This window comes from Sphingobium sp. (genome assembly GCF_003248505.1).
Classification (GTDB): Bacteria; Pseudomonadota; Alphaproteobacteria; order Sphingomonadales; family Sphingomonadaceae; genus Sphingobium.
On sequence record NZ_QFOA01000049.1, the window covers coordinates 1 to 25,199 of the forward strand.

Sequence of the window (25,199 nt, forward strand, 5' to 3'; positions counted from 1 at the left end):
CTGTTCCGCCGCCTTTTTGACATATTTCATGCCAAGACCGGTGACGAAGGCATAGCCGAGAACAGCGTGAATCAGGGCGACGATGACGATCGATATCGTGCGACTCGATCCTTGCGAGTGGTCAGCATAGGCCATTCGGCAACGACACTCCTTAACTCATCTTACCAGTGGTTTATACAAAATCAGCCAAAAACGACCCTAGCCAACCGGGCGTGTCCCGGTCACCTTTGGCCCCTAACCGTTCATTTGCTACCGCGGAAACTCCTATCGCGGCGCATCGTGGCACGCAAACGCTTTATCGATATCCCAATTATGATCTACCATTTCATGCTGGAATGACTTGCCTGTGGCATCATTGCCACTAGCTGTAACCCTAGGACGAAGCTGAAGATGAAACCCGCCACACCCCTTGCGGCCCTTTGTGCGCCATGCCTCACTTTTGCCGCATATACCGCAGTTTTCACCGGCTTTGCCGTCGCACAAACGGTGGTAGCGTCACCATCGGCGGCCGCGCCCGCCCTGTCCTATGCCGACATCGTCGACCTGTCCGATGCAGCGCCCGTCGTGGCGCAAGTGCGAATCCGCAACATCGTGCCCCTGAAGGGAGAAGCGGCGGCAACAGTCGTCACAGGGCGGAAAAGGCTGTTCATAGAGGCCGATGTCGAAGCCTTGATTCGCGGTGAATCGGGAATCGCGCCTCGCATCCGCTATCTGTACGACGCGCCGCTCGACGCGCGGGGCAAGGTTCCCCGCCTCAAGAAAGCGTCCGTCCTCGTCTTCGCACGCGCCGCCGAGCGGCCGGGCGAGATCCAGCTGATCGCGCCCGACGCGCAGATCGACGCCACCCCCGATCGGCTGGAGCAGGTCAAGGCGGTGCAGGCTGCGCTGGTCGCTGCCGACGCGCCGCCGCGCGTGCTGGGGGTGGGCGATGCCTTCCATGTCGCAGGTACGATCGCGGGCGAGGGCGAAACGCAGATTTTCCTTCGCACGCAAAACGGCCAACCGGTATCGCTGTCCGTCCTGCGCCGTCCGGGGCAGGAGCCGCGCTGGGCCGTCGCGCTGGGCGAGATCGTCGACGAGGCGGCGCGCGCGCCCCAGCCGGGCACGCTCCTGTGGTATCGGCTCGCGTGCAGCCTGCCGCCCACCCTTCCGCCCCAATCGGCCCGCGCGCTGGCCCCTCAGGATGCCGACGCCGCGCGCGCCGACTATGCGTTCGTGATCGCCGCCCTCGGCCCGTGCGGGCGCACGCGCACGCCTATGTAGAGGGTACGCTATGGCCGCGCGCCCACGCTTTTCCTTGGACAGGGGCGCATGGGCGGCTATCAGCGCGCGCACTTGTTCATCAGGGAAAGACCAGCCGCCATGACCAATCTGCACCGCCATGCCCCGCTGCGCGTCGCGCTGGTCGGCCTCGGCACGGTGGGCGGCGGGGTCATTCGCCTGCTCGAAACCAACGGCGACCTGATCGCCCGCCGCGCCGGCTGCCCGATCCAGGTCGTCGCCATCTCCGCGCGCGACCGCAACAAGGATCGCGGCATAGACCTGTCCCGCTACGAATGGGTCGACGACATGACGACGCTGGCCGCGCGCGACGATGTCGATGCAGTGGTGGAACTGATCGGCGGGTCGGACGGCCCGGCGCTCACTCTCGCGCGTCAGTGCCTGGCTGCCGGAAAGCCCTTCGTCACCGCGAACAAGGCGATGCTGGCGCATCACGGCCTCGACCTTGCCCGTCTCGCCGAACAGGGCGGCATCGCGCTCAAATACGAAGCGGCGGTCGCGGGCGGCATCCCGGTCATCAAGGGAATGCGCGAGGGCGCGGCAGCGAACGAGATCGCCCGCGTCTACGGCATCCTCAACGGCACCTGCAACTACATCCTGACCACGATGGAGAAGGAAGGGCGCGACTTCCACGAAGTGCTCAAGGAAGCGCAGGATCTGGGCTATGCCGAAGAGGACCCCAGCTTCGACATCGACGGCGTGGACGCCGCGCACAAGCTCACCATCCTCGCCAGCCTTGCCTTCGGGACGGAGCTGGATTTCGGCGCGGTCGCCACCACCGGCATTCGCCACGTCATCGCCGCCGACATCGCCGAAGCCGCCGCGCTGGGCTTCCGCATCCGCTTGGTCGGCATGGCGCAGAACGGGCCGGAGGGGCTGTTCCAGCGCGTCCATCCGATGCTGGTGCCGACGGATCATCCGCTCGCCCATGTCGACGGATCGCTCAATGCCGTGGTCGCGGAGGGGAATTTCGTCGGTCGCCTCTTCTTCCAGGGCCGGGGCGCTGGCGAAGGGCCGACCGCCTCTGCCGTCGTCGCCGACCTCATCGACGTGGCGCGCGACGAATATGGCGATGCCTTCGCCATGCCCGTCGCCGCCCTCACCCCCCAGCATACCGCCGACGCGGGCGCGCGCATCGGGCGCGCCTATCTGCGCTTCAAGGTGCAGGATCGCCCCGGCGTGCTGGCGGAGATCGCGGCGGCGACCCGCGACGCGGGCGTTTCGATCGAAAGCATGATCCAGCGCGGCGCGAACCAGACGGACGGCGTCCTCGTCGCCATCGTCACCCACGCGGGCGAGGAACGCTGGGTGCGCGATACGCTGGACCGGCTGGCCGGGTCCGACAGCCTGCTCGATACGCCGATGGTGATGCACATCCTCGACTGAAGCACGGCTCGACGGGCAAGCCCGGGGCGATCAGCGCGGAGTAGCGCCCCTGAAGCGATCCGGCAGCGGCGGCGGCGGTTCCGCGTCCGCGTCGGGATCGAGCAGCAGCGTCGCGCCCTTCGCCAGCGTATCGAACATCTTGACGCCGTTCCAACCGCCGACGCATCCCGCGCCCTGCCCGCCCACGACGCCGCATGCGCCCTGTCGCGTCGGCGCGGCGGACGCGCGCGGCGCGGCATCGCGCATCCGCTGCCCTTCCTGCGTCTCGCGCGGCAGCGGCAGGCGTTCCCTGGCATTGCGCTCGGAGCGCGATCCGCACACGACGATGGCGTCTCCGCTGCGGTCGCACGGGCGCACCACCTGCGTCCGCGCGCGATAAGCCGCCATCAGCGGATCGTCAGCCTCCTGCGCCGCCGCCGTCGGCCCGGGCGCCAGCGTCACGATCAGCAGGAAGAGGGGGCGTCGCATGGAGCGCAGACAATCACCCAATCATGGCCGCATCATGGCCGACCCGTATCGGCGCAATACTGCCTACGCCGCCAGCCGGACGCAGTTTCGCCCGCTGCGCTTGGCCTGATACAGCGCCGCATCGGCCGCTTCCAGCATCGCGGACCGTTCCGCCTGCCCTTGCAGTTCGATCAGCCCCGCGCTGAACGTCACCGCGATCTCCAGCCCGCCGCCCGCCGCGATCGGTTCCCGCAGCAGGGCGCGCAGCCTCTCGCATCGCCGCGACGCTTCATCGAGGTCACGGCCCGGCATCAGGATCGCGAACTCCTCGCCGCCCAGCCGCCCGATGCTCTCGTCTCCGTCCATTCCGGCGGACAACCGCTCGACGAATCCGGTCAGCACCCGGTCGCCCGCACCGTGGCCATAATGGTCGTTGACCGCCTTGAAATGGTCGATATCGATCAGCAGCAGGCAGGATCGCGCGCCCTCCCGTGCACGCTCGACCGCATGGTCCAGTTTCTGGAGGAAAGCGCGGCGGCTGTCCGCGCCGGTCAGCGAATCGCAGGCCGCCTGCTGCTGCAACGCGCGCTGCCGCGCCTTGTGGCGCGAAATGTCGCGCACGGTGGCGACCACCCCGTTGGGAACGCCGCGCTCGTCCACCAGGGCGCGGGTCACCATCTCGCACCATTCATAGGCTTCGGAGGATCGTGCCGCCGGGCGGAACTCGACGCAATGGACGCTGCCGGGCTGCCGCACCGCGGCGCGATGGGCGGCGATCACCGGTTCGCGATCCTGCGGGTCGATAAGGTCGGCGGCGGGATGCCCGACCAGCAATTCCGGCGCACAGCCGATCTGCTCCTGCGCGGCGGGCGAAGCATAGCGGGTGATGCCATCGATGCCGACGGTCAGCACCACGTCGCCGCTATGTTCGGCAATGGCGCGATAGCGGGCTTCGCTTTCCTGCAACAGGCGGGACAGCCGACGCCGCGCGTTCAGCTCCGCCGCTATCGGCACCGACAGCAGGAAACTCGCCGCGAGGTAGAATTGGAAGAACTGGACATGGCTGCCCACCGAGCCTGCCATGACGCTGAGCGGCCCCATTCCCGCCAGCGTCGCAGGGCCGCCGATCCCGGCCAGCAGGATCAGCGCCGCCGCCGCCCCCATCTGGCCGACGCGGAACGCGATCAGGACCAAAGGCAGCAGCAACAGGAACAAAAGCGGGAACGGGGCGCTGAAAACCGCCGTCGCCATACCCGCGAACCCGCCGAGCAGCAACGCAGCCTCCGCCTTTTCGCGCCGCGACGTGTCGTGGGCCCATCGTCTGAAGTCACCCTGTTTCATCAGGATCAGGATCGGCGTGAAGGTCAGGCCGCCCAGCACATGGCCCGCATACCATTGCAGGAAGGACGCCCCATACGGCACCGGCGTCAACCATGCCGCCACGCCCGCGGCCAGCAATCCCGCCACCACATTGGCACATCCGCACAGCGCCGCGATGAAGACCATCAGCGGCCGGATCGATCCGACCACGCGGTGATCGGGCACGAAACGGCGGCACAGCAGCGCGACGATCAGCGACTCGCTCAGGTTCGCGACGGTCATCGGGATCGCGCCCATCGGCCCAACGCCGAACAGCGCGGTCGCCGCAGCACTCGCCGCGCCGCAGGCGATCAGCGTACCGGGCCAGAATTTCCGGCGCGACGTCAGCAATTGCGCCATCAAAATGGCATTGGCGCCCCAGATGAACGCCAGCCCGCCCTCGAACCGCGAAATCAGCAACGCCGTCGTCGCGGCGACGAAATAAATGCATCCCCTCAGAACCGGGGTCAGAAAAGGAGGAGAAGGACGCAGGATCGGGCGCGGCATGATCGCTGGACCCTAGCGTGCGAACCTTAAAATACTCCTCACCGCCCCTGCAAGTGGACGGGCCGCCCCTGCCCGTTATAACCCGCGCCATGACCACCGCTGCGCCCGGCCATCCCGTCTATCGGGACATGGCCACCACCATTTTCGAACGGATGTCCGCCCGCGCCCGCGACACCGGCGCGATCAATCTGGGCCAGGGTTTTCCGGAAGGCCCCGGCCCGCGCGAGGTGCTGGCCGCCGCCGCCGCCGCGATGCTGGAACGGTCGAGCCAATATCCGCCGATGGCGGGCCTTCCCGAACTGCGCGCGGCGGTGGCCGGTCATTATGCGCGTCATCAGGGACTGGACCTTTCGCCGCAGGAGGTGATCGTCACCTCCGGCGCGACCGAGGCGCTCGCCGCTGCGCTGCTGGCGCTGGTGCGACCGGGCGACGAGGTGCTGCTCTTCGCGCCGCTCTACGACGCCTATCTGCCGCTGGTGGAGCGGGCAGGCGGCGTCGCGAAGGTCATTCCCCTCGCCCCGCCCGGCTGGGCTGTCCAGCGCGCCGCGCTGGAGGCCGCGATCGGTCCGCGCACGCGCTTCCTCCTCCTCAACGACCCGCTCAATCCGGCAGGCGCGGTGCTGCGCGACGCGGATCTCGCGCTGATCGCCGAGTTTTGCGTCGCGCACGACCTTGTCGCCATCTGCGACGAGGTGTGGGAACATATGGTCTTCGACGGCGCGGTCCACCGTCCGCTCATGGGCTTTGCGGGGATGCGCGACCGCACCGTCAAGATCGGTTCGGCGGGCAAGATTTTTTCCGTCACCGGCTGGAAGGTCGGCTGGATGTGCGCCGCCCCACCGCTCGCCGCCCTGCTCGCCCGCGCGCACCAGTTCCTGACCTTCACCACGCCGCCCGCGCTGCAATGGGCATGCGCGCAGGCGCTGGATTGGGACGCAGACTGGTTCGACCGGCAGAAACTCGGCTATCGGGCGTCGCGCGACCGGCTGGCTGCGGGCCTTGCCGATGCAGGCTATATCGTGCTGCCGAGCGGCGGCACATGGTTCCTCGCCGTCGACCTTGTCGCCTCCGGCATCGCGCTGGACGACCGCGCCTTTTGCGATCGCCTGATCGACGAAGCGGGCGTCGCGGCCATTCCCTTCTCCGCCTTCTATCCCACCGATCCGGTGACGCATCTCGTGCGCCTGTGCTTCTGCAAGAGCGATGCGACGCTGGACGCCGCCATCGCCCGCCTCGCGACCTTTCGGCAAAAGTTAGTTAGCTAACTAATCTTTTGCGCGACAATGCGTTTCAGTTGTCGCATTCGCTGTCTCACTTGCGACGCGCCGCCCCACTCGCTAAGTTCCCGTTTCGTTCACTTCATCAAGGTTCCCATGGACAGCATCGCCGCCCTCGTCACCCTCGCCGCGCTGCTCATCGGCCTTGCCGCCGGCTGGCTGCTGCGGGGCAAGGCCACGGCCTCCCTCGCCGCCGAACGCGCCGATCTCGCGATCCGGCTCGACAGTGCGACCGTGCAGCGCAATGCCGCCATCGCCGAACTCGCGGTCGAGAAGGAGCGCGTGGCCCAGGCCGCGACTCACGCCGCCCGCTTGGAAGCAGCGCAGGCAGACGCGACCCGCCATCTCGATTCGGTCCGCGCCGAACGGGAAACCGCGCTGCGCGATCTCGCTGCTCTCCAGTCCGACATCCACGCCCGCACCCAGGCGTTCGAGGCGCAGATCGCGGCGCTCAGGGATGCCAAGGAACAGCTTTCGGCCCAGTTCAGCGAAATCGGCGGCCGCCTGCTCGATGCCGCGCAGACCCAGTTCCTTACCCGCGCAGACCAGCGCTTCGCGCAGGCGAACGAAAAGAGCGAAGCGCAGTTGAAGACCCTGCTCAATCCGGTCGAAACCACGCTGCGCCGGTATGAGGAAGGCCTGGCCCGGGTGGAGAAGGAGCGCGTCGGCAGCTACGCCGAACTGCGCGAGGCCATCGCCGCGGTTCATGCGGGCCAGGGCCAAGTGCGCGAGGAAACCGCCAAACTCGTGAACGCGCTGCGCGCCGCGCCCAAGACCCGCGGTCGATGGGGCGAGCAGCAGTTCAAGAACCTTATCGAAACCGCAGGCCTCTCGCCTTTCGTGGACTTTCAGGAGGAAGTCTCGGTCACCGTCGAGGACGGGCGGCTGCGCCCCGACTTCATCATCCGCCTGCCCGGCGACCAGCAACTCGTGGTCGACGTCAAATGCTCGCTCGAAGCCTATCTGAACGCCGTCGATTCGGTCGACGGCCCGACACGCGAGCGGTTCCTCACCGACCACGCCCGCGCCGTGCGCACCCATGCCGATGCGCTGGGGCGTAAGGCCTATTGGGAACAGTTCGACAAAGCGCCCGACTTCGTCATCATGTATGTCCCGGGTGATAATTTCGTCACAGCAGCGCTCGAAGCCGACATGGACCTGTGGGAACGCGCCGCGCGCAATCGCGTCATCATCTGCGGCCCCGCAACCTTCCTCCCGCTCGCCCGCACCCTTGCAAGCCACTGGCGACAGGCCAAGATGCAGGATCAGGCGCGCGAGGTAGCGGACCTTGGCAAGCAACTTTACGAACGCCTCGCCACCGCCGCCACGCACTTGAAGCGCCTTGGCTCGGGCCTCAGCAGCGCGGTCGACAACTACAACAAGTTCGTCGGCAGCTTCGACCGCAGCGTCCTGCCCGCCGGTCGCCGCTTCCGCGACCTCAACGTCGAGACCGGCGGCAAGGAGATCGAGGCGGTGGAGCCATTGGAACTCCTCATCCGCGATTCGCAGGCGGACGAGGCCAAGGCGCTGCCGGTGGGGGAATAGGCAACGGCCATGTCTCGTGCCATAGGAACTGCGCGGTAGATCTTCCCTGTTTCATGGCGTGAAGGGAAATGGGCATGCCATTGATTTACCTTCTAGGCCTTCAGGCCGCCGTGGCTTGGAGTCCTCCGGCCCAGGCAGATTGGGCAGGCGAAAAGCCCCCTGCCGAGGTCCGCTTGCACGCGCCCACCTTGTCCATGCGCGGGGAAGCGCCCATCGAAGTCGACCTCTTAGGGACGGGCGATACTTTCGCCGTGTCGCCTTTTCTGAAACCCACACGAGGGATAGCGTTCGAAGTCTTTTCGGACGCCGGGCAACCCGTCGCACCTGCCGAACCCATGGCGGGTTCACCGCCTCCTCCTCCTCTCGAAAGGGAGAACCTGGTTACCGTATCGACCGCATCGCCCTACCGCGTCCTTACCCACGAGAGCGCAAGAACGATCTTTCCGGGAGCGGGGCGATACAAGGTGAGAGCGCGGGTTTTCCTTTTCAGCTTCCCGTCCGAGCCAGTCCGCTATGCGCAAGTGGTATCGGATACAATCACGGTGAACGTCACCGATTGACAACCTGCATGCCCCTGGCGACGGCAGCTTTAGCCGTTCGCTTCGGACAAACCGGCCGCCTGCCATCCACCCATCCTTGCCCCCGCCCGCTCCCCCCGCCATAAGCCGCTCATGACACGCATCGGCCTGCTCGGCGGCTCCTTCAATCCGGCGCATGGCGGGCATCGCGCTATCTCGCTCTTTGCGGCGAAGGCGCTGGATCTCGACGAAGTCTGGTGGCTGGTCTCCCCCGGCAATCCCCTGAAGCCCGCAAAAGGCATGGCCCCGCTCCCCGCCCGGGTCGCCCGCGCACAAAAGGTCGCCCGCCGCGCCCCCATCCGCGCCACCGCGATTGAGCGTATGCTGGGCACGCGCTACACCGTCGACACGGTGCGGGCGCTCGCCCGCCGCTACCCCCGCAACCGGTTTATCTGGCTGATGGGCGCGGACAATCTGACGCAGTTCAGCCAGTGGCGGAACTGGCGGGGGATCGCGCGCCACATGCCCATTGCGGTGATCGCCCGTCCAGGCTATGATGCAGGGGCCCGTGGCTCTGCGGCCATGAGCTGGCTGCGGCGCTTCGTCCGGCCCGCGCGCCAGAGTGCAGACTGGACGAATTGGAGAGTGCCGGCGCTCGTGCTATTGCGCTTCCGCCCTGATCCAAGATCGGCGACCCTGCTGCGGCAGGCGGACCCCCTCTGGCATCGCGAATATGAAGCAACGCGTGTGCGCGATCCGCTCACGCGCCGGTATGTCGTCTAGATTGGAGTATGTTTGACTAGTCCCGCCCCCGCCAACGATACGGCCCCCAGCGCCGATTCCGTGGCCGCCCTGCACGCCCTTGTCATGCAGTCGCTCGACGACGACCAGGCGCAGGAAACCGTCTCCATCCCCCTGGAAGGCAAGAGCAGCATCGCCGATCACATGGTGATCGCGAGCGGTCGTTCGTCGCGCCAGGTCGCAGCGATGGCCCAGCACCTGGCCGAGAGGATCAAGAAAGAAACCGGCCGGTCGGCCCGGATCGAGGGGCTGCCGGTCGCCGACTGGGTGCTGATCGACGCGGGCGACGTGATCGTCCACCTCTTCAAGCCCGAAGTGCGCAGCTTCTACAATCTGGAACGGATGTGGGGCTTCGTCGACGCGCCGGTCGCCGGAAACGCCTGACGGCCCGTTCGACAGGCGCGCGATGACCGGTTAGGGGGGCGCCCATGCTCCTTCACATCATCGCGCGCGGCAAGATCGGGCGCTCGCCCGAAGCCGACCTCGTCGATCGCTATACGAAGCGGCTGACGATGCCGCATCGCATCACCGAACTGCCGGATCGGGGCGGCAAGCTGCCCCCCGCCGGCCCCGGCACGATCACCGTGATGCTGGACGAAAAAGGCAGGCAGCTCGCCTCCATGGACTTCGCCCGTCGTATCGGGGCCTGGCGCGACGATGGCGCGCGCGAATGCCGCTTTCTGATCGGCGCGGCGGACGGCTTCGACGACGCGGAGCGGGCCCATGCCGACCTCCTCATCGCATTCGGCGCGATGACCTGGCCCCACATGATGGCGCGCGCGATGCTGGCGGAGCAGCTGTGGCGCGCCTGTTCGATCCTGGCGGGCCACCCCTATCATCGCGAAGGCTAGCGCAACCGCCCCTTTCCCCCTAGTCAGGCGGGAAAGCGGGGGCGGACGGTGAAGCGCGCATTATTCATCCTGGGAGTTACGGCGGGCGGCATGGCGCTGGCCACCACCCGCCTGCCCGCCACCCGTCCGGCCGTCGCGCCCGACAGCGCCCTTATCCTGCCAGGCACCGCCGGGACCACCCTGGCGCAGGAGCAGCAGGCGCTCCGCATGGCGCGCCGCCAGTCCGACGACGCGCGCGACCGTTCCGCTCGCCTCGAACAGCAGGCCGCCGCCGCACGCGACGAGGCCGAACAGGCCCGTCGCCGCGCCGCAGCGCTCGCCGCCCGCATTCAGCAGGCCGAAGCCGACATGGAGGCCGCCCGCGCCCGCATCGCTATCATCGCCCGGTTGCAGCGCGCGCAGGCCGCGCGCCTCGCCGCGCGGCAGGAACCGGTCGTCCGCCTGACCGCCGCGCTCCAGATGATGGCGCGCCGCCCGCTCGCCCTGGCGCTGGTGCAGCCAGGCAGCATCGCCGATGCCGTCCACATGCGCGCGGTTCTGGCGCAGATTCTGCCCGTGATCGAGCAGCGCACAGCGAGCCTGCGTGCCGAGCTTCAGGCCAGTCGCGCCCTCAGGGCAACCGCGCAGCAGGCCGCAGACGCACTGACGCAAGCGCAGGCCGACCGCAAACATCGGCAGGACGCGCTTGCCGCGCTGGAAGCGCAAAAGCGCGTCGCCGCACGCGACTATCGCGCCAATGCCGGGCTGGAGAGCGAACGCGCACTGGCGCTCAGCGAAAAGGCGCGCGACATCGGCGACCTTATGGACCGGCTGGAGGAAGCGGGCGACCTGCGCGATCGGCTGGCGGCGCTCTCCGGCCCGCTGCCGCGCCCCGCCCGGCCCGACGCGGCGGTTGCTCCCCCGCCCGAACGCGCCCGCGCCGACACCGGCCCGCCGCCCTATCGTCTGCCCGTCATCGGCCAGCTCGTGACTGGGATGGGTGAAGTGAACGACGGCGGAGTCCGCTCGCGCGGCCTGACGCTCGTGACGCGGCCCGGTGCGCAAGCTATCGCTCCGACGGCAGGGCGCATCGCCTTCGCCGGGCCTTACCGCGATTACGGCCAGATCCTTATCATCGACCATGGGCAGGGATGGACGACGCTCATCACCGGACTGCACCGCGTCACTGCACAGGTAGGGGACAGCGTGCGGCAGGGCGATCCGGTCGGCGTCACCGGCGCCGAACGCCCCGCCATCACCGTCGAACTGCGCCGCAACGGTCGCCCCGTCGACATCGTGCCGCTGGTGGGAATGGGATAGGCGTATGCGTTCACCCGACGCTCATCGCCGACGAACGACAGTCGGTCGAACCGCGCTTTTGCCTTCCCTCGCGAATCGCCCTATATCGACAGTTTGATGCCCAATCGCAGGACACCCATGAAATCCACCTTCCTCCAGGGCGCGGTCGCGCTCGGGGCGCTTGCGCTCATTCCCGCCACCACGGCCGCGTTGTCGGCGGGCGAAGCATCGAGCTACAAGGCGCTCGACGAGTTCATGGACGTGTTCCAGAAGGTCCGCACCGACTATGTCGAGAAGGTGGACGATGAAAAGCTCATCAAGGGCGCGATTGACGGGATGCTCGCCAGCCTCGACCCGCATTCGAGCTTCCTCGACGCACGCGACTTCCAGAACCTCAAGACCCAGACCGAGGGCAGCTATGGGGGCCTTGGCCTTTCGGTCACGCAGGAAGACGGCGCGGTCAAGGTAATCGCCCCGACGCAGGACACTCCGGCGTGGCGCGCGGGGATCAAGGCGGGCGACTATATCACACATATCGACGGCCAGCTGATCTACGGCGGCACGCTCGACGAAGCGGTGGACAAGATGCGCGGCGCGCCGGGCACCGCGATCAAGCTGACCATCGTGCGCGCGGGCCGCGACAAACCCATCGACCTCACCCTCACGCGGGAAATCATCCAGCTCAAGCCCGTGAAGTGGGAGGTGAAGGACAATATCGGCGTCATCACCATCGTCAGCTTCTCAGCCAACACCGGCGCGGATGTGCGCCAGGCGATCCGCAGCATCGACAAAAGCCTGGGCCACAAGCCCACCGGCTACATTCTTGACCTGCGCTCTAACCCCGGCGGTCTGCTGGACGAAGCGGTCAGCGTCAGCGACAGCTTCCTCGAACGCGGCGAGATCGTGTCGCAGCGGGGCCGCAACAAGGGCGATGTCGAACGCTATTATGCCAAGCCCGGCGACGATGCGAAGGGGCTTCCGGTCATCGTGCTGGTCGACGCAGGATCGGCCTCCGCTTCGGAAATCGTCGCAGGCGCGCTTCAGGACCAGCACCGCGCACTCGTCATGGGCGAACGCAGCTTCGGCAAGGGTTCGGTCCAGACCATGCTGCCGCTCTCGTCCACCACCGCGCTCAAGCTCACCACCGCGCGCTATTATACGCCCTCGGGCCGTAGCGTGCAGGAAGGCGGGATCGAGCCGGACATCAAGGTGCCGCAGATCAGCGACCCCGACTACAAGAACCGCCCCAAGTTCCGCGAAAGCGACCTGCGCCGACATCTGATCAACGAGATCCGAACCGACGACAAGGCGCTGGAGGAGGACGCGAAGGAAGATCCGCGCTTTGCCATGAGCGCGGAGGAGCTGAAGAAGAAGGGCGTCACCGACTTCCAGCTCGATTATGCGCTCAGGACTATCGGACGCCTCGCCGCGACGCCCGCCGCCGTGGCCCAGGCAGCCCCCGCTCCCGCCCCGCGCAAGGCGGGCGGCAAATAGGCTCGCTTGGCGTCGAGGTTCAGCATGACGAAAGCATGGGAAGGCTCTAGGTATCCGGCATGAAGAGCCTCTCCCTCGCACGAGCGCTTGCCCTCCTGACACCCGCCTTGTTGCTGGGTGGGGCCTACGCATCTCAATATCTGGGCGGCCTTCACCCCTGCGAGATGTGCTGGTGGCAACGCTACCCCCATATGGCAGCGATCCCGCTGGCGCTGTTCGCCTATGCAGCACGGTCGCGCCCGTGCTGGAGCATGGGCTTCACCGGTCTCGCGGGGCTCGCCGTTGGCATCAGCGGCCTGATCGGGCTTTTTCACGCAGGCGTCGAATATGGCTGGTGGGAAGGGCTCACCACATGCTCGACCACGCCTGCGGGCGGCAGCGGGGCGGACCTTCTCAACCAGATCATGGCCAGCCCCGTTACCCGTTGCGACGTTGCGCCCTGGCACCTGTTCGGCATCTCGCTCGCAGGGTATAACGGCCTCTTGTCCAGCGCCGTCGCGCTCGCCATCTTGGCGCTGATCCTGAAAGCGAGGAAGGCATGAGCGCATCCCCCGACTTCCCCCGCCCGACCCGCCGTTCGACCGCTGCGGACCGTGCCGCCATGCTGCGTGTCGATCAGGCCGGTGAATTCGGCGCGACGCGTATATACGCCGGGCAGCTGGCGGTGATCGGCGACCGCCACCCCTATGGCCGTGTCATATCGGGCATGGCCGCGCAGGAAGAACGACATCGCGCCGCATTCGACGCGATGATCGTGCGGCGCGGAGTTCGTCCGACCGCGCTCGCTCCGCTCTGGTCGGCAGCGGGCTTCGCTCTGGGCGCGGTCAGCGCAGCGATTGGCCCCAAGGCGGCGATGGCCTGCACCGCCGCCATCGAAACCGAAATCGACCGCCATTATGCCGAGCAACTGCTCGACCTTCGCGAAGACGATCCGGAACTTGCGGAGGCCATTGCGGATTTCCAGGCTGAAGAGGTCGAGCACCGCGACGCTGCGATCGCCCATGGCGCAGAGCAGGCACCGGCCTACCCGCTGCTGTCCGGAGCCATCAGGCTGGGCTGCCGCGCTGCCATCGCGCTCTCCAGGCGCATCTAAAAAAGGACGGACCGATGACCAATACTTTCCTGATCGCCGCCGCTGTGTTGCTGGCGGGCGCGTCGGTCCCCGCGCTGGCGCAGCAGCCTGCTTCCACTCCCGCCGCAGCGGATCCGGGCAGCGAAAAGGTGAACATCGTCATCGTTTACGGCGACGACGCCTGCCCGCAAAGCCAGGGCAACGACATCGTCGTGTGCGCGCGCAAGGGCGAAGAGGAACGCTATCGCATCCCCGAACCGCTGCGCGGCGATCCCAATGAACCGAGCAAGCAGGCGTGGGGCGAGCGGGTTCGCTCCATGGAATATGTCGGTCGGTCGGGCACCGAAAGCTGCTCGCCCGTCGGCGCAGGCGGCGCGACGGGTTGCTTTGCCCAACTCGCCCGCCTCGCGAAGGCAGAGAGGCAGGCGTTGGACAATGCCAGCTGGAAGGATCTGGTCGCTGCCGAACGCGCCCGGCGCCTGTCGACCATCGACGCAGACAGCAAGGCCATCGAGGCGCAGGCTCAAGCGGACGAGCGCGCGGAGCAGACGCAGAAACAGCAACAACAGCAGGACGCTGAAAAACCCGCTAAGCCATAATGGCTGACGGCGGGCCACGGCGTCCTTTCGCCAAATATCGTCAACGGGGGCGTTGAAGGAAGTCTTGCCATGCGCGCTCGTCTGATTTTGCCGCTGATCGCGTTCCTCGCGCCCGTTTCCGTCGCCGCGCAACCCGCCCCGCCACCGCAGCGCATCCTCAACCTCACCGTCTATGGTGAGGACCCCTGCCCGAAAAGCGAAGGGGACGAGATCGTCGTGTGCGCCCGCCGCCCCGAATCGGAACGCTATCGCATTCCCAAGAAGCTCCGGGAAAAGCCTGCGGTCGCGGGTGGCCCCGGCTGGGGCGGCCAGGTCGCGACGATGGAACAGGTGCAGCGCAACACGACGCCGATGGGCTGCTCTCCCGTCGGTGGCGCCAACACGGGATGCTACGCCCAGATGATGGCGCAATGGTTCGCGGAACGCCGTCGGATGCAATCGGAAGCCAATCCCTGACCCTTTTGCAAGACGCTGCCTTGCGCTTGGTGACATGTATTGCCAACGCATGTCACTTCGGTTAGGGACAGCCTCGTCATCTGGGGAGTAGCCAGCCGTCCGCATTCAAGCGGGCGGGCCATATGTCAACATATTTGGCCGAGAGGTCATGGCATATGGGACGCGGCCTTGGGCCGCATCGGGCGAGACCAATGGCATCGACGCTTGTCGACCCTGGCCGGGTGGGAAGCGACGGTGGCATTGCGTTCTTCTCCCGCCCGGCCCCGGATACGCAGATGGAAGCTCTCCTCACCTCCGCATCGCTGGTGGCACTCGCCGAAATGGGCGACAAGACGCAGCTTCTTGCGATGCTGCTCGCCACGCGTTTTCGCAAGCCCGTGCCGATTATCCTCGGTATCTTCGTCGCCACCATCGCGAACCATTTCCTCGCTGCGCTGGTCGGCCATTCGATCGCGGGCGTGCTAACGCAGCCTTGGTTCCGCTATGCCGTGGCCGCATCTTTCATCCTGATGGCGGGCTGGACACTGGTTCCCGACAAGATCGACGAGGACGCCCCGCTTGCCGCGCCATCGAAGGCAGGCGTCTTTATAACGACGTTGATCGCCTTCTTCCTCGTCGAAATGGGCGACAAGACGCAGGTCGCGACGGTGGCACTGGGCGCGCGGTTCGACAATCTTCTCGCCGTGACCGCCGGGACGACGCTCGGTATGATGGTCGCCAACGTGCCCGCAGTGCTCTTTGGCGAAACGCTGGCGAAGAAGGTACCGATGCGCGCGCTTCAGGTCGGCGCGGCGTTACTGTTCCTTGGCCTTGGCCTGTGGATGATCGCCGATCTTCAGGGCTGGCTGGCCTAAAAAAGGCATGAGCCGGATGCACGGGCGGTTGTCAGCGCGCAGCGGCTGTTGCAAGGGATGGAAAGGACTTTCCTCCCCTTTGCAAGACATGGGACGCGCGCGATGAAGGACAATCTTGTTACGCTGCTGGGCGGCGGCGGCTTCCTTGGACGGCAGGTGGCACAGGCGTTGATGGAGCGGGGCGCCCGCGTGCGCATCGCCCAGCGCAACCTCGCCACCGCGACCAAGGTGAAGTCGCTCGGCAATCTGGGGCAGACGCAATTCGTCGTCGCCGACATCCGCAAGCCCGACAGCGTCGCGCGCGCGATCCGGGGCAGCGACATCGTCGTCAATCTGGTCGGCGTGCTGGCAGGCGACTTCGACGCCTTCCACCATCAGGGCGCGGCCAATGTCGCGAAAGCCGCCGCAGCTGCGGGCGTAAAGGCGCTGGTCCATGTCTCCGCGATCGGCGCGGACGCGGACAGCCCGTCTGCCTATGGCCGGTCCAAGGCTGCGGGCGAAGCAGCGGTGAAGGCTGCCTTCCCGACCGCCACCGTGATCCGCCCCTCTATTGTCTTCGGACCGCAGGATCAGTTCCTCAACCGTTTTGCCGAACTCATCCGAATATTTCCCATCGTGCCGGTAATCGGCGGTGCCACGAAGTTTCAGCCCGTCTATGTCGCAGACGTGGCGCAGGCGATCGCCAACGCCGCCGAGGCACCCGACATTCATGGTGGCAAGACGTTCGAACTGGGCGGCCCGCAGGTCATGAGCATGAAGGACATCAACACCTGGATCGGCAAGTCGATCGGTCGCGAAAGGCCGCTTGTCGATGTGCCGCACGGCGCAGCTTCATTGCTGGCGATGCTGCCGGGCAGCCCGATCACGCGGGACCAACTTGACATGCTGGGGCGCGACAATGTGGTGTCGCCGGGTACCCCTGGCCTTGCGGACCTAGGCATATCGCCCACGCCGCTTGCCGCCGTCGCCGACAACTGGCTGATGCGGTATCGCAGGCGGGGTCGCTTCGCCAACCGGGCAAGCGCCTGATCGCCGGCTGAGGGCCTGCCCTGCCCCCCCTATCCCTTCCCCCACCTCCCCCATCCGGGGGAGGTGTTTTTCCATGAGGACATCGCCGCCATGGACTTCCATTTCCTGACCGTCATCCTGCTGGGCATCGTCGAGGGGCTGACGGAATTCCTCCCCGTCTCCTCAACCGGCCACCTCATTCTCGCGAGCGAACTGCTCGGCTATGACGCGTCGGTCTGGGCAATGTTCAACATCGTCATCCAACTGGGCGCGATCCTCGCGGTCGTGGTGCTTTACTGGCGCACCTTCTGGGCGGTCGGCATGGGGCTGCTGCGCCGCGATCCGGTGAGCTGGCGGTTCCTGCGCAACCTCGTCGTCGCCTTCATTCCCGCTGTGGCCATCGGCCTTGCGCTCCACGACTATATCGAAATGCTGCTCGGGGCGCCGCACGTCGTCGCGTGGGCGCTGATCGCGGGCGGCGTCGCCATCCTCGTTATCGAGCGGATGGTGAAGGAACAGCGGTTCCACGGCATCGCAGACATCCCGCTCGCCCGCGTGATCGGGATCGGCTTCATCCAATGCATCGCGATGATCCCCGGCGTCAGCAGGTCCGGCGCGACGATCATGGGCGCGCTTTCGCTCGGGGTCGAGCGGCGGACGGCCGCCGAGTTCAGCTTCTTCTTAGCGATACCGACGATGCTGGGCGCAACCGCGCTGGAACTGGTGAAGAAGGGCGACCAGCTGACCTCCGCCGCCGTAGGCTGGAGCGATATCGCCATCGGCTTTGTCGTGTCGTTCGTGGTCGCGATCATCGTTATCAAGGCGTTTGTCGGGCTCATCTCCCGCCATGGTTTCGCACCCTTCGCTTGGTATCGAATCATCGCCGGAACCGCAGCACTGATCTGGCTTGCCGTACGGTAGGTCCGATACGGACCTACATAGCGCACGATTATTTCGCATTCACGAAACATAGATAAAAAACCCATGTATTAATGGTCAGTTATACTGTCCAATATGCAATAATCCGCGTGACTGCGTGGGTTTTTCTGATAAGTACGCCCCGACGCAGATGTTAAGGGACGCGCTATGGCCGACAATCCGATGCTCAAATTCGTCGGGAAGGGACAATCCTACCCAGAAAAGCGCCCGGCCGACGACCGCGCGGACGATTTTCTTGAAATTAGCCGCAGTTTCCTTGTGGAAAAGGCGGAGGAGCAGGCGTCGCGCTGCTCGCAGTGCGGGGTCCCCTATTGTGCGACCCACTGCCCATTGCACAATCACATTCCCGACTGGTTGCGCCTGACCGCCGAAGGGCGCCTGCGCGAAGCCTATGAACTGTCCAACCTGACGTCCACCATGCCCGAAATCTGTGGACGCATCTGCCCGCAGGACCGCCTGTGCGAAGGCAATTGCGTCATCGAATTTTCCGGCCATGGCGCGGTCACTATCGGGTCGGTAGAAAAGTTCATCACCGACACGGCGTGGAAGGAAGGCTGGGTCGAACCGCTCGTTCCTGGCAGCGCCACCGGCCAGTCGATCGGCGTCATCGGCGCGGGCCCGGCGGGCCTCACCACCGCCGAATATCTGCGCGCGGCGGGGCATGAGGTGCATGTTTATGACAGGCATGACCGTGCGGGCGGCCTGCTGACCTACGGCATTCCCGGTTTCAAGCTGGAGAAGGACGTCGTCATGCGCCGCGTCCAGCGCCTCAAGGACGGCGGCATCGTCTTCCATGAAGGGTTCGAGGTCGGCCGTGACGCGAGCCTCGAAGAGCTGCGCCAGCGCCATGATGCGATTCTGATCGCGACCGGCGTCTACAAGCCTCGCGATATCAAGGCTCCGGGCGTCGGTGCGAAGGGGGTAGTGAAGGCACTCGACTATCTCACTGCCTCCAACCGTTCCGGCTTTGGCGACGTGGTCCCGGAGCATGAGGACGGCACGCTGCTCGCCACGGGCCGGAATGTAGTTGTCATCGGTGGCGGCGACACCGCGATGGACTGCGTCCGCACCGCGATCCGCCAAGGCGCGAAGTCGGTGAAGTGCCTTTATCGCCGCGACCGCGACAATATGCCCGGATCGCAGCGCGAAGTTGCCAATGCCGAGGAGGAAGGCGTCGAGTTCGTGTGGCTGACCGCCCCCATCGCATTCGAAGGGACGGATCATGTCACCGGGGTCAAGGTGACGAAGATGCGGCTCGGCCAGCCCGACGCCTCCGGTCGCCGTATGCCCGAACCCGATCCCGGCAGCGAACATACGCTCGACGCCGACCTCGTCATCAAGGCACTGGGCTACGACCCGGAGGAATTGCCCCGTCTCTTTGGCAGCGAAGACCTGTCCGTCACGCGCTGGGGCACGCTGCGCGTCGACCACAAGACCATGATGACCAGCCTCGACGGCGTGTTCGCGGCGGGCGACATCGTGCGCGGCGCGTCCCTCGTCGTGTGGGCGATCCGCGATGGGCGCGACGTGACGGAGCATATGCATCGCTACCTCAAGGCCAAGGCCAAGGTCGCGGCAGGCGAAAGGGTGGCGGCATGATGCGGGCGCTCGTCCTTCCGCTGCTGGCGATCGCCGTCCCTGCCACCGCGCAGACGCCCCCGCCGCCGCCTGCCGCCCCATCTCTCCCGCCGGTCGATCCCGCGCTGCTCGCCAAGGCGCGCCCGATCGCCGCGACCATCATTCCCGACGGCGTGATGGCGCGCATGATGGGACCGATGATGCAGAAGATGCTCGCGCCGATGCTCGACGGTATGACGAAAATGCCGGTTCGCGATCTTATGAAAGCAGGCGGCATGGCTCCTGAGGAAGCGGACCGGCTCAATCCCGCCACAATCGAGCAGATCATGGCCATCGTCGACCCCGCCTATCGGCAGAGAATGCAAATCCTGATCGGGGGCATGATGCCTGCGCTCGGTAGGTTCATGGGCCGCTACGAACCCGACATGCGCGAAGGCATGGCTGAAGCCTTTGCCAGCCGGTACAGTTCGACGGAGCTGGACCAGATCGGCGCTTTCATGAGGACGCCTGCGGGCGCGCGGTTCGGCGGCGGCTTCATGGAGCTGGCGACCGATCCGCACTATCTCGGCAAAGTGCAGTCGATGATGCCCGCGCTGATGCAGGCTATGCCCGATATCATGAAAGATTCGCAGGCACAGCTCGCCAAGCTGCCGAAGCCCCGTTCCTACAAGGATCTTACCCCAGCCGAACGCGAGCGCCTCGAAACGCTGCTCGGCGCAGACCGCAAGAAGGTCGCCCCATGACGAACCATATGGAATCCGAACGCCTCCGCATTGCGCGGGAGGGCATGTATCGCCCCGAATTCGAAGGTGACGCCTGCGGCGTTGGCCTTGTCGCTGCGACAGACGGCCGCCCCTCGCGCCGCGTCGTGGCTTCGGCCATCGACGCGCTCAAGGCCGTGTGGCATCGCGGTGCAGTCGACGCGGACGGCAAGACCGGCGATGGTGCGGGCATCCATGTCGATCTGCCCGTTCGCTTCTTCGACGACGCGATTGCCGATTCGGGTCACAAGCCGCTTCCCAACCGCCTCGCCGTCGGCATGATCTTTCTGCCGCGCACGGATTTGTCCGCGCAGGAAACCTGCCGCACCATCGTCGAAAGCGAGATCATCGACGCGGGCTACACGATCTACGGCTGGCGCCAGGTGCCGGTCGACGTGTCGGTGATCGGCGAAAAGGCGCAGCGCACCCGGCCCGAAATCGAGCAGATCATGATCGCCGGCCCGATGCCGGAGGAACGCGACGTCGCCGAATTCGAAAAGGACCTTTACCTTATCCGCCGCCGGATCGAGAAGAAGGTGATCGCAGCGCAAATCCAGGACTTCTACGTTTGCTCGCTCTCCTGCCGCTCGATCATCTACAAGGGGCTGTTCCTCGCCGAATCGCTGTCGGTCTTCTATCCTGACCTTCAGGACGAGCGGTTCGAAAGCCGCGTGGCGATTTTTCACCAGCGCTATTCGACCAATACCTTCCCGCAATGGTGGCTGGCCCAGCCCTTCCGCACGCTCGCTCATAATGGCGAAATCAACACGATCCGCGGCAACAAGAACTGGATGAAGAGCCACGAGATCAAGATGGCCTCCCTCGCCTTCGGCGAGCAGTCGGAGGATATAAAGCCTGTGATCCCTGCTGGCGCGTCCGACACTGCGGCCCTCGATGCCGTGTTCGAGGCGATCTGCCGTTCCGGCCGCGACGCACCGACCGCGAAGCTCATGCTTGTGCCCGAGGCATGGCAGTCGGAAAGCGCCGAGTTGCCCCGACCTCATGCCGACATGTACGAATATCTCGCTTCGGTTATGGAGCCGTGGGACGGCCCCGCCGCGCTGGCGATGACGGATGGCCGCTGGGTGGTTGCGGGCGTCGACCGCAACGCGCTGCGTCCGCTGCGCTACACGTTGACGGGGGACAATCTGCTGATCGTCGGTTCCGAAACGGGCATGGTGGTCGTGCCCGAAACCAGCATCGTCAAGAAAGGCCGCATGGGACCCGGCCAGATGATCGCCGTCGACCTCAACGAAGGCGAAATCTACGACGATCGCGCGATCAAGGACCGGATCGCGGGCGAGCGTCCTTATGGCGAACTCATCAAGGACTTTTTGACAGTAGACGATCTTGCCGACGCGCCCAGCGCGCTGCCGCAATGGGACAAGACCGAACTGACCCGCCGCCAGGTCGCCGCCAACTTGACGCTGGAGGACATGGAACTCGTCCTCAGCCCCATGGTCGAGGATGCGAAGGAAGCGATCGGCTCGATGGGCGACGACACCCCGCTCGCCGTGATTTCCGACAAGCCACGCACGATCAGCCATTTCTTCCGGCAGAATTTCAGCCAGGTCACAAATCCACCGATCGACCCGCTGCGTGAACGCTATGTCATGAGCCTCAAGACGCGCTTCTCCAACCTCCACAACATTCTGGAGGAAGGCGCGCAGAACAGCCATGTGCTCGTACTCGACTCGCCTGTGGTCACCAGTGGCGAATGGGCGCGGCTCAAGGCTTATTTCGGTCCCGCCGTGGCAGAGATCGATTGCACCTTCCCCGCCACCGGAGGACAGGAGCAACTGCGCTCCGCCATCGCCCGTATCCGCGAGGAGGCTGAACAGGCCGTGCGCGAGGGGCGCACCGAAATCTTCCTGACCGACGAGGGTGTCGGTGAGGATCGTGTCGCCATTCAGGGCATCCTGGCCGCTGCGGCAGTGCATACGCACCTCGTGCGCAAGGGGCTGCGCTCCTACGCATCGATCAACGTGCGCACGTCCGAAGCGCTCGACACCCATTATTTCGCAGTGCTGATCGGCGTGGGCGCGACGACGGTGAACGCCTATCTCGCCGAAGCCAGCATCGCCGATCGCCATGCGCGGGGCCTGTTCGGCGACACGAGCCTCGCCCAGAGTATCGAGCGGTACCGCACCGCCGTAAACGAGGGCCTGCTCAAGATCATGTCGAAGATGGGCATCGCGGTCATCGGCTCCTATCGCGGCGGCTATAATTTCGAAGCGGTGGGCTTGTCCCGCGCACTGGTCAACGATCTCTTCCCCGGGATGCCCGCGAAGATTTCGGGCGAAGGCTATGCCTCGCTTCACTACAGCGCGATGCTACGGCATGAGATGGCGTTCGACGCCGCTGCGGTACGCCTGCCCGTCGGCGGCTTCTATCGCCAGCGCAACGGGGGGGAGAGCCACGCCTATTCGGCTCAGCTCATGCATCTGTTGCAAACGGCGGTCGCGACCGACAGCTATTCTACCTATCTGCAATTCTCACGCGGCGTGCGCGACCTGCCGCCCGTCTATCTGCGCGATCTGCTTGAGTTCAACTTTGCGCGCGAGGCGGTGCCCATCGACGAGGTCGAAGCCACGACCGAAATCCGCAAACGCTTCGTGACGCCGGGCATGAGCCTTGGTGCGCTCTCGCCCGAAGCGCATGAAACGCTCGCCATCGCGATGAATCGCATCGGCGCTAAGGCCGTATCGGGCGAGGGCGGCGAGGACGCGAACCGATTCAAGCCCTATGACAATGGCGACAACGCAAACAGCGTGATCAAGCAGATCGCGTCCGGTCGCTTTGGCGTCCATGCCGAATATCTGGGGTCGGCCGAGGAGATCGAGATCAAGGTCGCGCAGGGTGCCAAGCCCGGCGAAGGCGGCCAGCTGCCCGGTTTCAAGGTCACAGAATTCATCGCGAAGCTGCGCCATTCGACGCCCGGTGTCACGCTCATTTCGCCCCCGCCGCACCACGACATCTATTCGATCGAAGATCTGGCGCAGCTCATCTACGACTGCAAGCAGATCAATCCGCGCGCCAAAGTTTGCGTCAAGCTCGTCAGTCAGGCGGGCATCGGAACCGTCGCGGCGGGCGTAGCGAAAGCGCATGCGGATGTGATCCTTGTCGCAGGGCATGTTGGCGGCACCGGCGCCAGCCCGCAGACATCGATCAAATATGCCGGTACGCCGTGGGAAATGGGTCTCAGCGAAACCAATCAGGTGCTGACGCTCAACGGCCTGCGCCATCGCGTGAAGCTGCGCACGGACGGTGGGCTCAAGACCGGACGCGACATCGTCATCGCCGCCATCCTGGGCGCGGAGGAGTTCGGCATCGGTACGCTCTCCCTCGTCGCCATGGGCTGCATCATGGTGCGCCAGTGCCACAGCAACACCTGCCCCGTGGGCGTATGCGTGCAGGACGAGAAGCTGCGCCAGAAGTTCACCGGCACGCCCGAAAAGGTCATCAACCTTATGACCTTCATTGCGGAGGAAGTCCGCGAAGTGCTCGCGCGCCTCGGCTTCCGCAGCCTCGATGAAGTCATTGGGCGGACCGAACTGCTGAAGCAGGTCAATCGCGGGGCCGAGCATCTCGACGACCTCGACCTCAACCCCATCCTCGCAAAGGTGGACGCCCCCGACGACCAGCGCCGCTTCAGCCTGGAAGGCCGCAATCCCGTGCCCGACAGTCTCGACGCGCAGATGATGAAAGACGCGCGCGCCGTGTTCGAGCGGGGCGAAAAGATGCAGCTCACCTACACCGTTCGCAACACGCACCGCGCCGTGGGCACGCGCCTGTCCGCCGCCGTCACCGAACGGTTCGGCATGTCGGCGCTGGCCGATGGGCACCTGACCGTCCGTCTGCGCGGCAGCGCGGGTCAGTCGCTCGGGGCGTTCCTGTGCAAGGGCATCACGCTAGAAGTCTTCGGCGACGCCAACGACTATGTAGGCAAGGGTTTGTCGGGCGGCATCATCAAGGTACGCACGACAGTCTCCTCACCGTTGTCGTCGAAAGACAACACGATCATCGGCAACACCGTTCTATATGGCGCGACCAGCGGCAAGCTGTTCGCGGCGGGTCAGGCGGGAGAGCGCTTCGCCGTGCGCAACTCAGGCGCGCAGGTCGTGGTCGAAGGCTGCGGGGCCAACGGGTGCGAGTATATGACGGGCGGCACCGCAGTGATTCTAGGCCGTACGGGCGCGAATTTCGGCGCGGGCATGACCGGCGGCATGGCCTTCATCCTCGACGAGGACGGCAGCTTCCCTGCAAACGCCAATCCCGAAAGCATCCTGTGGCAGCGCCTCGACAGCACCTATTGGGAAGCGCAGGTCAAGGCGCTGATCGCCGAACATGCCGTGGCGACCGACAGCAAATGGTCCAATACGATCCTCGACGACTGGGACCGCTGGCGCCGCTACATCTGGCAGATCTGCCCCAAGGAGATGGTCACCCGCCTCGCACATCCGCTGAGCGAAGCGCCGGTGGAAACCGTCGCAGCCGAATAGCGGCTACTGCAGCGTCGCCGTCCTTCCTGGGGACGGCGGCGCTTCGACCTTGATCGTATAGGGCGTAGATTGCGGGGCTAGGCCTGCTCCATCGCCCCGGGCGAACCGGGCGATATTATCAGGCAACGGGTCGATATGCGGCGCGATTTTCGCGGTTGCTTCCACCACAGGCGTTTCGTCGGCGGGAAGGCGCGCGTAATAATCGCCCACTATTCTTTCGGCGCTATCGCTTGCGCGCGCCTCCGCGTCAGGGACCCCCGTTTCGACTTGCCAGTGTCTTTCCTCCAGCGTCGGGCCACAACCGGTGCATTTAACCTCCACAGGCCCCCGCATCGCCATGTCATCGGCAGGCGTGGCGATCGATGCAGCATAGCGCGCAAGATCGTCCCGTTCATCCGCCGCACCGCGTGGCGGGCTAGTGACGAAGGAGCCCAGCCCTACGCCTATCACCATCGCAGCGGCCAAGGTGGTGCCGATCTGTATCCATTTCGTGAGCGGCATCAGCCTCGTCTCCTGTGCGGCAGCCCCCTCGCCCTGCCAGCGGCTGCTAGGTTTTAGATCAATCACAACGCAAAGTGCGATCGGTTGTTGCATGACCCAAAAGCCTTTGCTAAGGGCCGCCTCCTACCAAGGCACCGGCCCCGCCGGTTTCCCTGTTGATGTGCGGTCGTGGCGGAATTGGTAGA

22 protein-coding genes, 1 pseudogene and 1 riboswitch are annotated in these 25,199 nt (G+C 65.7%); of the genes and pseudogenes, 19 read left to right on the forward strand and 4 right to left on the reverse strand.

The features are described 5' to 3' along the window. Nucleotides 1-135 (reverse strand): annotated as a pseudogene (locus DI606_RS13830) (energy transducer TonB); the annotation flags it as partial. 255 nt (nucleotides 136-390) lie between these two features. Between DI606_RS13830 and DI606_RS13835 the strand changes: the two are divergent. Next, nucleotides 391-1,263, forward strand: a complete 873-nt coding sequence (locus DI606_RS13835; RefSeq protein ID WP_293984066.1) for a hypothetical protein — start codon at nucleotides 391-393, stop codon at nucleotides 1,261-1,263. A 99-nt stretch (nucleotides 1,264-1,362) separates the two neighbouring features. Next, the gene (locus DI606_RS13840) at nucleotides 1,363-2,667 is read left to right on the forward strand and encodes a homoserine dehydrogenase (protein WP_293984068.1); all 1,305 of its coding nucleotides are present in this window, start codon (nucleotides 1,363-1,365) and stop codon (nucleotides 2,665-2,667) included. Between the two features lie 30 nt (nucleotides 2,668-2,697). Here the strand turns inward: DI606_RS13840 and DI606_RS13845 are convergent, their stop codons facing one another. Together DI606_RS13845 and DI606_RS13850 are read right to left on the reverse strand one after the other, a co-directional pair. After that, nucleotides 2,698-3,135: a hypothetical protein gene (locus DI606_RS13845; protein WP_293984071.1), complete on the reverse strand. Its 438-nt coding sequence runs from the start codon at nucleotides 3,133-3,135 to the stop codon at nucleotides 2,698-2,700. A 63-nt stretch (nucleotides 3,136-3,198) separates the two neighbouring features. Continuing rightward, nucleotides 3,199-4,980 carry a diguanylate cyclase gene (locus DI606_RS13850; RefSeq protein ID WP_293984074.1) on the reverse strand — a complete coding sequence of 594 codons (1,782 nt, stop codon included), beginning with the start codon at nucleotides 4,978-4,980 and terminating at the stop codon, nucleotides 3,199-3,201. A gap of 89 nt (nucleotides 4,981-5,069) precedes the next feature. Between DI606_RS13850 and DI606_RS13855 the strand changes: the two genes are divergently transcribed. From DI606_RS13855 to gltB, 17 genes are all read left to right on the forward strand, one after another. Then, nucleotides 5,070-6,245 (forward strand): aminotransferase, encoded by a 1,176-nt coding sequence (locus tag DI606_RS13855; RefSeq protein WP_293984076.1) that lies wholly within the window; start codon nucleotides 5,070-5,072, stop codon nucleotides 6,243-6,245. A 108-nt stretch (nucleotides 6,246-6,353) separates the two neighbouring features. After that, on the forward strand, nucleotides 6,354-7,802 hold the full coding sequence (gene rmuC, locus DI606_RS13860; RefSeq protein WP_293984079.1) for a DNA recombination protein RmuC: 1,449 nt from the start codon (nucleotides 6,354-6,356) through the stop codon (nucleotides 7,800-7,802). 671 nt (nucleotides 7,803-8,473) lie between these two features. After that, nucleotides 8,474-9,103, forward strand: coding sequence for a nicotinate-nucleotide adenylyltransferase (locus DI606_RS13865; protein ID WP_293984082.1), 630 nt, complete (start codon nucleotides 8,474-8,476; stop codon nucleotides 9,101-9,103). A gap of 12 nt (nucleotides 9,104-9,115) precedes the next feature. Further along, nucleotides 9,116-9,505, forward strand: a complete 390-nt coding sequence (rsfS, locus tag DI606_RS13870) for a ribosome silencing factor (protein ID WP_293984085.1) — start codon at nucleotides 9,116-9,118, stop codon at nucleotides 9,503-9,505. A 44-nt stretch (nucleotides 9,506-9,549) separates the two neighbouring features. After that, the gene (locus tag DI606_RS13875; RefSeq protein ID WP_293984089.1) at nucleotides 9,550-9,972 is read left to right on the forward strand and encodes a 23S rRNA (pseudouridine(1915)-N(3))-methyltransferase RlmH; all 423 of its coding nucleotides are present in this window, start codon (nucleotides 9,550-9,552) and stop codon (nucleotides 9,970-9,972) included. Between the two features lie 90 nt (nucleotides 9,973-10,062). Further along, nucleotides 10,063-11,271: a peptidoglycan DD-metalloendopeptidase family protein gene (locus DI606_RS13880; RefSeq protein WP_293984126.1), complete on the forward strand. Its 1,209-nt coding sequence runs from the start codon at nucleotides 10,063-10,065 to the stop codon at nucleotides 11,269-11,271. 117 nt (nucleotides 11,272-11,388) lie between these two features. Beyond that, nucleotides 11,389-12,744: a S41 family peptidase gene (locus DI606_RS13885; protein ID WP_293984092.1), complete on the forward strand. Its 1,356-nt coding sequence runs from the start codon at nucleotides 11,389-11,391 to the stop codon at nucleotides 12,742-12,744. A 59-nt stretch (nucleotides 12,745-12,803) separates the two neighbouring features. Further along, nucleotides 12,804-13,286: a disulfide bond formation protein B gene (locus tag DI606_RS13890; protein WP_293984095.1), complete on the forward strand. Its 483-nt coding sequence runs from the start codon at nucleotides 12,804-12,806 to the stop codon at nucleotides 13,284-13,286. Continuing rightward, nucleotides 13,283-13,837 carry a demethoxyubiquinone hydroxylase family protein gene (locus DI606_RS13895; RefSeq protein ID WP_293984098.1) on the forward strand — a complete coding sequence of 185 codons (555 nt, stop codon included), beginning with the start codon at nucleotides 13,283-13,285 and terminating at the stop codon, nucleotides 13,835-13,837. Before DI606_RS13890 ends, DI606_RS13895 begins: the two co-directional genes overlap by 4 nt. Before the next feature lie 14 nt (nucleotides 13,838-13,851). Next, nucleotides 13,852-14,415, forward strand: a complete 564-nt coding sequence (locus DI606_RS13900; RefSeq protein ID WP_293984101.1) for a hypothetical protein — start codon at nucleotides 13,852-13,854, stop codon at nucleotides 14,413-14,415. 69 nt (nucleotides 14,416-14,484) lie between these two features. Beyond that, the gene (locus tag DI606_RS13905; protein ID WP_293984104.1) at nucleotides 14,485-14,871 is read left to right on the forward strand and encodes a hypothetical protein; all 387 of its coding nucleotides are present in this window, start codon (nucleotides 14,485-14,487) and stop codon (nucleotides 14,869-14,871) included. 67 nt (nucleotides 14,872-14,938) lie between these two features. Further along, nucleotides 14,939-15,137, forward strand: a riboswitch (yybP-ykoY riboswitch). Nucleotides 15,138-15,146: 9 nt separating this feature from the next. Then, nucleotides 15,147-15,725, forward strand: a complete 579-nt coding sequence (locus DI606_RS13910; RefSeq protein ID WP_293984107.1) for a TMEM165/GDT1 family protein — start codon at nucleotides 15,147-15,149, stop codon at nucleotides 15,723-15,725. Between the two features lie 102 nt (nucleotides 15,726-15,827). Then, the gene (locus DI606_RS13915; protein ID WP_293984110.1) at nucleotides 15,828-16,754 is read left to right on the forward strand and encodes a complex I NDUFA9 subunit family protein; all 927 of its coding nucleotides are present in this window, start codon (nucleotides 15,828-15,830) and stop codon (nucleotides 16,752-16,754) included. Between the two features lie 90 nt (nucleotides 16,755-16,844). After that, entirely contained in the window at nucleotides 16,845-17,654 is an 810-nt protein-coding gene (locus DI606_RS13920) for an undecaprenyl-diphosphate phosphatase (RefSeq protein ID WP_293984113.1), read from the forward strand. Nucleotides 17,655-17,819: 165 nt separating this feature from the next. After that, nucleotides 17,820-19,271: an NAD(P)-dependent oxidoreductase gene (locus tag DI606_RS13925; RefSeq protein ID WP_293984116.1), complete on the forward strand. Its 1,452-nt coding sequence runs from the start codon at nucleotides 17,820-17,822 to the stop codon at nucleotides 19,269-19,271. Further along, nucleotides 19,268-19,993, forward strand: coding sequence for a DUF2059 domain-containing protein (locus tag DI606_RS13930; protein ID WP_293984119.1), 726 nt, complete (start codon nucleotides 19,268-19,270; stop codon nucleotides 19,991-19,993). The genes DI606_RS13925 and DI606_RS13930 overlap by 4 nt, the downstream gene beginning before the upstream one ends. Next, the gene (gltB, locus tag DI606_RS13935) at nucleotides 19,990-24,513 is read left to right on the forward strand and encodes a glutamate synthase large subunit (RefSeq protein ID WP_293984121.1); all 4,524 of its coding nucleotides are present in this window, start codon (nucleotides 19,990-19,992) and stop codon (nucleotides 24,511-24,513) included. The genes DI606_RS13930 and gltB overlap by 4 nt, the downstream gene beginning before the upstream one ends. 3 nt (nucleotides 24,514-24,516) lie before the next feature. Here gltB and DI606_RS13940 read toward each other — a convergent pair whose 3' ends face one another. Then, complete coding sequence (locus DI606_RS13940; RefSeq protein ID WP_293984123.1) at nucleotides 24,517-25,014, reverse strand: hypothetical protein; 498 nt, start codon at nucleotides 25,012-25,014, stop codon at nucleotides 24,517-24,519. Nucleotides 25,015-25,199: the final 185 nt, after the last annotated feature.

Coding starts and splice junctions, on each gene's coding strand:
- rmuC (WP_293984079.1), top strand. CDS start 6,354: ATGGACAGCATCGCCGCCCTCGTCACCCTCGCCGCGCTGCTCATCGGC.
- DI606_RS13905 (WP_293984104.1), top strand. CDS start 14,485: ATGCGCGCTCGTCTGATTTTGCCGCTGATCGCGTTCCTCGCGCCCGTT.
- DI606_RS13880 (WP_293984126.1), top strand. CDS start 10,063: ATGGCGCTGGCCACCACCCGCCTGCCCGCCACCCGTCCGGCCGTCGCG.
- DI606_RS13835 (WP_293984066.1), top strand. CDS start 391: ATGAAACCCGCCACACCCCTTGCGGCCCTTTGTGCGCCATGCCTCACT.
- DI606_RS13855 (WP_293984076.1), top strand. CDS start 5,070: ATGACCACCGCTGCGCCCGGCCATCCCGTCTATCGGGACATGGCCACC.
- DI606_RS13840 (WP_293984068.1), top strand. CDS start 1,363: ATGACCAATCTGCACCGCCATGCCCCGCTGCGCGTCGCGCTGGTCGGC.
- DI606_RS13890 (WP_293984095.1), top strand. CDS start 12,804: ATGAAGAGCCTCTCCCTCGCACGAGCGCTTGCCCTCCTGACACCCGCC.
- DI606_RS13900 (WP_293984101.1), top strand. CDS start 13,852: ATGACCAATACTTTCCTGATCGCCGCCGCTGTGTTGCTGGCGGGCGCG.
- DI606_RS13920 (WP_293984113.1), top strand. CDS start 16,845: ATGGACTTCCATTTCCTGACCGTCATCCTGCTGGGCATCGTCGAGGGG.
- DI606_RS13885 (WP_293984092.1), top strand. CDS start 11,389: ATGAAATCCACCTTCCTCCAGGGCGCGGTCGCGCTCGGGGCGCTTGCG.
- DI606_RS13915 (WP_293984110.1), top strand. CDS start 15,828: ATGAAGGACAATCTTGTTACGCTGCTGGGCGGCGGCGGCTTCCTTGGA.
- DI606_RS13910 (WP_293984107.1), top strand. CDS start 15,147: ATGGAAGCTCTCCTCACCTCCGCATCGCTGGTGGCACTCGCCGAAATG.
- DI606_RS13845 (WP_293984071.1), bottom strand. CDS start 3,135: ATGCGACGCCCCCTCTTCCTGCTGATCGTGACGCTGGCGCCCGGGCCG.
- DI606_RS13940 (WP_293984123.1), bottom strand. CDS start 25,014: ATGCCGCTCACGAAATGGATACAGATCGGCACCACCTTGGCCGCTGCG.
- gltB (WP_293984121.1), top strand. CDS start 19,990: ATGACGAACCATATGGAATCCGAACGCCTCCGCATTGCGCGGGAGGGC.
- DI606_RS13895 (WP_293984098.1), top strand. CDS start 13,283: ATGAGCGCATCCCCCGACTTCCCCCGCCCGACCCGCCGTTCGACCGCT.
- DI606_RS13875 (WP_293984089.1), top strand. CDS start 9,550: ATGCTCCTTCACATCATCGCGCGCGGCAAGATCGGGCGCTCGCCCGAA.
- DI606_RS13925 (WP_293984116.1), top strand. CDS start 17,820: ATGGCCGACAATCCGATGCTCAAATTCGTCGGGAAGGGACAATCCTAC.
- DI606_RS13865 (WP_293984082.1), top strand. CDS start 8,474: ATGACACGCATCGGCCTGCTCGGCGGCTCCTTCAATCCGGCGCATGGC.
- DI606_RS13930 (WP_293984119.1), top strand. CDS start 19,268: ATGATGCGGGCGCTCGTCCTTCCGCTGCTGGCGATCGCCGTCCCTGCC.
- DI606_RS13850 (WP_293984074.1), bottom strand. CDS start 4,980: ATGCCGCGCCCGATCCTGCGTCCTTCTCCTCCTTTTCTGACCCCGGTT.